The organism is Synechococcales cyanobacterium T60_A2020_003 (assembly GCA_015272205.1).
In the GTDB taxonomy this organism is placed as follows: Bacteria; Cyanobacteriota; Cyanobacteriia; order RECH01; family RECH01; genus JACYMB01.
This window is the reverse complement of record JACYMB010000057.1, coordinates 1-6,689: the sequence shown is the minus strand read 5'-3', so window position 1 is coordinate 6,689 and position 6,689 is coordinate 1. Positions and strand designations below refer to the sequence as shown.

At 50.2% G+C, this 6,689-nt stretch carries 7 protein-coding genes; 2 read left to right on the top strand and 5 right to left on the bottom strand.

Annotation, left to right across the window (positions count from 1 at the left end):
- Positions 1 to 34 precede the first annotated feature (34 nt).
- From IGR76_03120 to IGR76_03110, 3 genes are all read right to left on the bottom strand, one after another.
- Complete coding sequence (locus IGR76_03120) at positions 35 to 661, bottom strand: hypothetical protein (protein MBF2077522.1); 627 nt, start codon at positions 659 to 661, stop codon at positions 35 to 37.
- Entirely contained in the window at positions 658 to 2,532 is a 1,875-nt protein-coding gene (locus IGR76_03115) for a 3-oxoacyl-ACP synthase (protein MBF2077521.1), read from the bottom strand. Before IGR76_03115 ends, IGR76_03120 begins: the two co-directional genes overlap by 4 nt.
- 66 nt (positions 2,533 to 2,598) lie before the next feature.
- Positions 2,599 to 2,757, bottom strand: coding sequence for a hypothetical protein (locus IGR76_03110; protein ID MBF2077520.1), 159 nt, complete (start codon positions 2,755 to 2,757; stop codon positions 2,599 to 2,601).
- Positions 2,758 to 2,797: 40 nt separating this feature from the next.
- On the opposite strand from IGR76_03110, the gene IGR76_03105 reads away from it, so the two are divergent.
- Positions 2,798 to 3,289, top strand: a complete 492-nt coding sequence (locus IGR76_03105; GenBank protein ID MBF2077519.1) for a hypothetical protein — start codon at positions 2,798 to 2,800, stop codon at positions 3,287 to 3,289.
- A 2-nt stretch (positions 3,290 to 3,291) separates the two neighbouring features.
- On the opposite strand, the gene IGR76_03100 is transcribed toward IGR76_03105, so the two are convergent.
- Positions 3,292 to 4,905 carry an alanine:cation symporter family protein gene (locus IGR76_03100; protein MBF2077518.1) on the bottom strand — a complete coding sequence of 538 codons (1,614 nt, stop codon included), beginning with the start codon at positions 4,903 to 4,905 and terminating at the stop codon, positions 3,292 to 3,294.
- Between the two features lie 414 nt (positions 4,906 to 5,319).
- Here IGR76_03100 and IGR76_03095 point away from each other — a divergent pair, with 414 nt between their 5' ends.
- A complete protein-coding gene (locus IGR76_03095) occupies positions 5,320 to 5,793 on the top strand; it encodes a tryptophan-rich sensory protein (GenBank protein ID MBF2077517.1) in 474 nt (157 codons plus the stop codon).
- Between the two features lie 125 nt (positions 5,794 to 5,918).
- Here IGR76_03095 and IGR76_03090 read toward each other — a convergent pair whose 3' ends face one another.
- Positions 5,919 to 6,089, bottom strand: coding sequence for a ssl1498 family light-harvesting-like protein (locus IGR76_03090; protein MBF2077516.1), 171 nt, complete (start codon positions 6,087 to 6,089; stop codon positions 5,919 to 5,921).
- Between the last annotated feature and the right edge of the window lie 600 nt (positions 6,090 to 6,689).

Genomic DNA, 6,689 nt, shown 5'->3' with positions numbered 1-6,689 from the left:
AAGTCCCCAAACCCAAACGCCAAAAAGATAAACCTCACGTCTCCACTGCTCGATTGCTGAGTGAAGCGAAATCTAAAGAAGATAAAACAGTACCTTGAAAGGGCTGGTCCACAGGACGAATGCTGCTGTAGTCTAATCCTCGTCGGTGGACGTCCTCTAACCAGTCGGGGTTCTGTACTTGGGCGGCACTGTAGTCCAGCACGAAGTTATAGAGAATTAGATCGTGCTCGAGAAAGGCATTATCTGCCAAATCATTAACGGTGCGGGGATAGAGAGTGGAACGGGCGATCGCCAAATCTGGGCCATTATCAATCAAGAAGTTCACAATATTTGATCCCAGGTTTAGGTGACGAACGATCAGATAGTTGGCTTCTGGTGTGACAAAGGTGTTGAGGAACCAAGCCGCTGAACGGTGCATCAACCCGTAGGCATGAAACTGAAACGGTAATAGGCGTTTCACAACCATAATCAAAGCCAGCATGACGTTGGCAAAGAGTTGGATCGGAATCAGCAAAGAGTTGCGGCTCCAATTCTGCAAATCTCGGATCATGTAGGCTTTGGCTACTGGATCTACGGGAATACTAGAATCCCAGAAGAGGGCATCCCAAATACTGGGATTGTGGCGATCGTGCTTAGGCGGGATAGACGTAGGATGGGTCATACAGCGATTTCCTCCAGTTGCAACACATAGAGCCGAGCCGTAACCTGAGCCGTTTTGACAATCCGACGAGCAATATCGGGCGTCATCCATTCAGCGTTGAGAATGCTCTGAATTTTGCCAAGATGGGCGTCGTCATTATCGGCATGGTAAGCCAAGAAAGAGATTTGCTCCGGCTGCAAGGAGAGCGATCGCCCAATGAGATCGGCCCATTCCCCAGCCAACCGATTCCCCAATCCCTCAATAATGAACATACTGCCCACCAGATCAATGGGATTCTCTTTAGACGCTTGATGGAAGATAAATGCCGATAACGCTTCAGAACCGATGTTCTTCTCAGCATTTTGAATATGCTCTAATCGCCCACCAACGGATACATAGTTGCGTTCCAGCATTTGAAAATCTCGGTGTTCATCTTGAGCATGCCCAATAAAGAGCGATCGCAACCGAAAGTCCGTCATATTTGATGCCGCACGGGCAATCCAGCGTGCCCCGTCCACCACTTGAGGACGCAAATTACGCAGCAGCGCTTGGTAATCCTCCAGGGTGAACTCATTGCGATGGAGTTTACGCACAATCGGCACAGACCGAATCTTGCGCTCAAATTCGAGCCACACTCGCATCAAATCTTGCAACAGTTCGGCAGATGTGGACGAGTTCTCAGGCTCTACTGATAGAGATGTCGGGAGAAGATCCGAATCAATGGCTTTAGTCCTGGGCAACGTCACCGATGGAGGAGATGAAACAGCCTCAACAACCGTGAGTTTGATGTAGGCAGTCGTGAACCGTCCACTTTCGGGCACAAAGCAAAAGACCGTTTGCCCCGGTTGCAATTTACCCGAGTGGAACAGTTCCTCCAGCATCAGATAAATCGACGCACAGCCCGTATTGCCTCGCGTGTAGAGGTTTGTGAACCATCTTTCTTCCGGAATCATGCAATTGGCCTGGGTGAGCAAATCCACAATCTGTCCCCGGAAAAAGTGGGAAGAGTAGTGGCATAGGAGCCAGTCAATCTCATTGGGGTGAATGCGCCCTTGGGCAATAAGTCTGAGCCATCCTTCCACACCGAGCTTGATCACCTGATCCAGCAAGCGAATATTTTGGCGAAGATTGATCACCCCATCCGATGCGGCTTCGGCATAACTGGGATAATCCATCCAACTTTTTAAGGTGTGCGGATCATCCACTCCGGCATACATGCACACCGGGTAGGCGTTGGCATGGGAGATGAGTTCAATCCAGTCCACCCGCAGACTCAACCCTGTGCGACTGGGATGGGATTGTAGCAGCACTGCACCCGCTCCATCCGAGAGCATCCACCGCAGAAACTCGGTATCAAAGGAGAGACTTTGTCCAGCCTGGATAGCGGCTTCGGCCTCAAACTTGGTGTGTTTAAAAAGGCGCGAGGCAAACTCTGACGCAACGGCGATCGCCCGCTGTTTCCGCCCAAGTTGCACCTGACTGGTGGCGTAGCTAAGAGCGGCTACCCCTGCACAGCAAACCCCTTGGTGGGTTGTGGCTTCAATGGGCGAAAACTCCGGTAACTCTCCATGCACCATTGAGGCAAAACCGGGAACGAGCAGATCCGGCCAGGTCGTCGCGCAGCTTAATAGATCAATCGCTTCGGGCGGTAGATCGGCGCGGTGCAGGGCGTCCCGAACGGCGGCGGCGGCCATTTGGCTATTGGAAAAGAGCGTATTTTGCTGGTGATCGATCGCGTAGTGGCGTTGCTGAATGCCGTTGCTCTGGAGAATACGACGTCTAACCTTAGAGGGGCGATCGCCAATGGAACCCAAGTAAGCTTCCATGTCGTCATTACAGATCGGATCGCCCGGTAGAAATTGACCAACGTGAGTGATGTAAGCGTTGTGCATAGGAGAGAATGACGAATAAGGAACGTGATCCCAAAATGGAACGTCCTCTCTAGCTTCTTCAAAAACCTATGCCACTTTTTCACAATGGCATAGGGCGATCGCCCAGTTGGAGGAGGGAGCGATCGCCCTATGCCCGAATCGAGGGATCTCAACTATGTGACAGTATCGTGTGACAGTTGACCAAACCATCATGCGATCGGTAAAACCGGGTTTCAAAATCGCCATAGTGGCAGTACGGCAAAAATTCTCAACCTGCAAAACAGCTATGCCCCAACTATCCTCTACATCGGGTCTAACCCTCCGCCAAGGACTAGAACATTACTACGCCCAAAATCCCACCTTCACGCACAATCAAGACCTCTGGGTGGGATGGATTCGCATTCCCTGGGCTGATTTGCACAAGCACGATGCAATGCACGTCATCACGGGATACAGTACGGAACTGGATCAAGAACTGCGGCTGATCGGATTTCTCCTCACTGCTCTAACCTGGAAGCGTCCCTGGTATTTCTATCTGCAAAGCATCGGCGTATTTCTGGAACTCCTGGGGCGATCGCTCCTCGGACGCACCTATGGCGATCGCTACTACTCCCCCTGGCAAATCTGCACCCTCTACGGACAAGGTGTTCGCCAAGGGCACACCGTTCGTAAAAAAATAGATGCCAACCTCGAAGTCGCAGCCGTGCTGGATTCTGAGCTGGCATCTCTACGCGCCGAATACGGCATTGCCAATGCAGGAGCGTGGGATAACGGCTAAAATCACTCACCCACATCTGCTCCCATCGAACTGCTGGCTAGTTGCTGCTCGTAGGTTAACATTTCACCAGACCGTAGCCGATCCATGTAGGCTTTGAGATCTCCCGCAACTTGACCAGATAGAAAGTAGCACCCGATTAGATTGGGAACCGCCATCGACAGCAGCGATAGATCACTAAAGTCAATCACCGCACCTAGACCTACAATGGCACCAATAAAGACGCAGACCACATACAACACCTTGTACGCGATCACCGTGTTTTGCCCGAAGAGATAGCCCCAGGAAATCTCGCCGTAGTAACTCCACGAAATAATGGTGGAAAAGGCAAAAAGAAAGATAGCTGCGATTAAAATAACCGGATACCAAGAGCTGATCGTACTAAAGGCCGTTAAGGTCAGTTGGACGCCGCCCAATTCTTCCCCAGCTTCAAGATAGGCTCCCGTCAGCACTAGAACGATCGCTGTCATATTACAAATCACGACCGTATCAATAAACGGTTCGAGCAACGCCACAATCCCTTCCCGCACAGGTTCATCCGTCCGCGCTGCCGAGTGGGCGATCGCCGCTGAACCAATGCCAGCTTCGTTGGAAAAGGTGCTACGGCGAATGCCCTGCACCATTACCCCCACCATGCCGCCCGTCACAGAACGAGGGGAAAACGCTTCGGTAACAACCGTAGTAATGGCGGCGGGAACATCACCCAAATTCGCAAGGATAATCCATAAACAGCCCAGGACGTAAATCACCGCCATTGCGGGAACCAGCGTTCCGGCGATCGCCCCAATTCGTCGAATTCCACCAATAATCACCCCAGCTACCAGTGCTGCTAGGATTAATCCAAACACCCAGTTGGGGAATCCTGGCAGCAAGCCAGCCACCGCTGCATAGGCTTGGTTCGACTGGAACATATTTGCACCACCGAGCGAACCCAGGATACACAGCACGGAAAACAGCACCGCTAATCCCCGACCCAGGGGAGCCATGCCCATTCCAGCCAGTCCACGCGAGAGGGTGTACATCGGGCCACCCGCCACCGTACCATCGGGGCGCTCAATACGATACTTAACCCCCAGCGTACACTCCACAAACTTGCTGGTCATGCCAAATAGCCCCGCCAGGGTGAGCCAAAACATTGCACCGGGGCCACCAAGTTCGATCGCAACCGCTACCCCAGCAATGTTCCCAAGCCCAACCGTTCCAGAAAGTGCCGTCGCTAAGGCTTGGAAGTGGGAGACTTCGCCTTCATCGTTAGGGTCATCATACTTACCCCGCACAACGTCAATGGCGTGTTTGAAGGCGCGAATGTTGATGAATCCCATCCGCACGGTAAAAAAGATGGCTCCCACAAAGAGCCACAGCACGATCAGCGGAAACCCACCAATACTGAAAAACAAGATCTTTGCCATGAAGCCGACAATGCTGGAAAACGCATTATCGATAGCACTAACTAGGCCAGGGGTTGATGCTTCCGTATCCTGAGCTAGCACTGTGGCTGGAACTGCAACCACGAAAAGGATCACCAGAACAGGGGTAATCCATTGCAAATTTCTTTGAATAATTGACCTCAGCTTCCCTGGTTGCGTGCTGAAGCGGTGTTTCGATGAAAGTTGTTTCATCAGATGCTTCTCACTCATGGCATGAACAATGAAAACTTACAATATAAGCCGAAAGTCTACCACAGTCAGCTCAATGGTGCTGAACGTCTTGATGCATCCTATCGGTTGGCGATCGCCCGTACAGTAGCATTAGAGTACAAGCTTCGCAGTGATACACCATGCCCAATCCTGATAAAAATACGCTCAAATTAGATCCCGTTACGGTGATTGCGATTATTTCTGCCGCGCTACTGATTCCCCTCCTATTAGCGGGATTCATCTCCCAGTAGTGCGGCGTACTCGGATCGCACGTTATGCCTAATAGTGGATGCTGGCAGAGGTTGGATTTGTAACAATCGCAATTACGTTCTGACGGATCATGACGGATCATATAGAAACGATTCATACAAATGATGGCGATCGCCAGGTGTACCGATGCTTAAGCCTTGGATGGTAATTGGTGGCGTCACGCTGCTTGTGGCGTTGACAGCAAATATAATTCGCCCAAAGGATGTGAACTGGTTTCGCCGCCTTGAACGTCCCCGTTGGCTCGTGATTGAACCCCTGATTCCATTGATTTGGACGATTGTGTTGATCTGCGGAGCGTGGTCAGCCCATGCCGTATGGGTTAGCAATCCGAACCAGCCCCAAACCTGGGCAATGATGGGCTTTTATCTTTTACTTGAACTTGTGATTGTGGCGTATACTCCCGCCATGTTCTGGTCTCATCGTTTATCTGTAGGTGCCTACTTAGGACTTGCAGGTTGTGTGCTGGGTGTGATCCTGGCGATTTGGGTTGCCCAAGTCTCTATGGGACCCGCATTGTTGCTCTTGCCGTATTTGCTTTGGAATCCCATTGGTACCTATGCCACCTGGGAAATGAGCAAGCTTAATCCAGAAGCAGCTTGAAAGGTAAAAACAGAGGAAAGAGCTACAATTTTCTGGCGATTTTCATTAAAAAAGTGGGCTATACCCACTTCAATAAAAAAGATGCAATTTTCCAAATTTTTTTTATCGGAAAAGATCCAACAGAACTAAGAAACAACAAAAGTAACCGAGAGTAAACCTACAATCAGTGCGATCGCCCCAAGCCCCATAATAATATAGTTGCGCTGCTGGACTTTGTTGGGTGGCTCGGCAACATACATTTTGGGTTCTTTAGCAAAGTTATTCAGGCGACCACCTTCTTCGGTTGTATAAGGCATAGTAAATCCTCATCATTGATACTTAGCCAATTGTAACAAAAAAACGAGTTTTACAGATTCGTAAACCCATCTTAACCTCGGCGGGCTAGGATACGGAGCTATTCTAAAATTTGACTGTTTTTGCCTACCTACATCACAGGAAAATCTGCTGGCTGGCAAAACATCAATACAATGAATTCTCAATAGCGCTTGAAGACGCCTCAGATTGCTCTCGGACGCAAATTAATTTCTCCTCTGAAAAAGCCATGGATACATTGACGGATCTAGTCTCGACGCTCTCCAATAATCAACTCCTGCTTCTGCTCCTCACCTTCCATTGCATCATTGGTGGAGCAGGGACGCTGGTCGCTTGGCGCAAAGGTCGCAGCTTTAGATTATGGCTTTTTCTGGGATTGACCTGCGGAACGGCGGCATTCCTGACATCACTTCTCCTAAAGCCTATGCCCAATGTACGATGACTTATTCCTTTACTGCCACTTAAAGCTTGTTGTAGAGTTCCATTTCGCCCTTGCGGGTCCTATCTCCAACCAAATATCAATGCGCTAAACAAAACCCGTCTTAGCCTGATGGATAGGCAAGACGGGTTACGAATAAGAACCT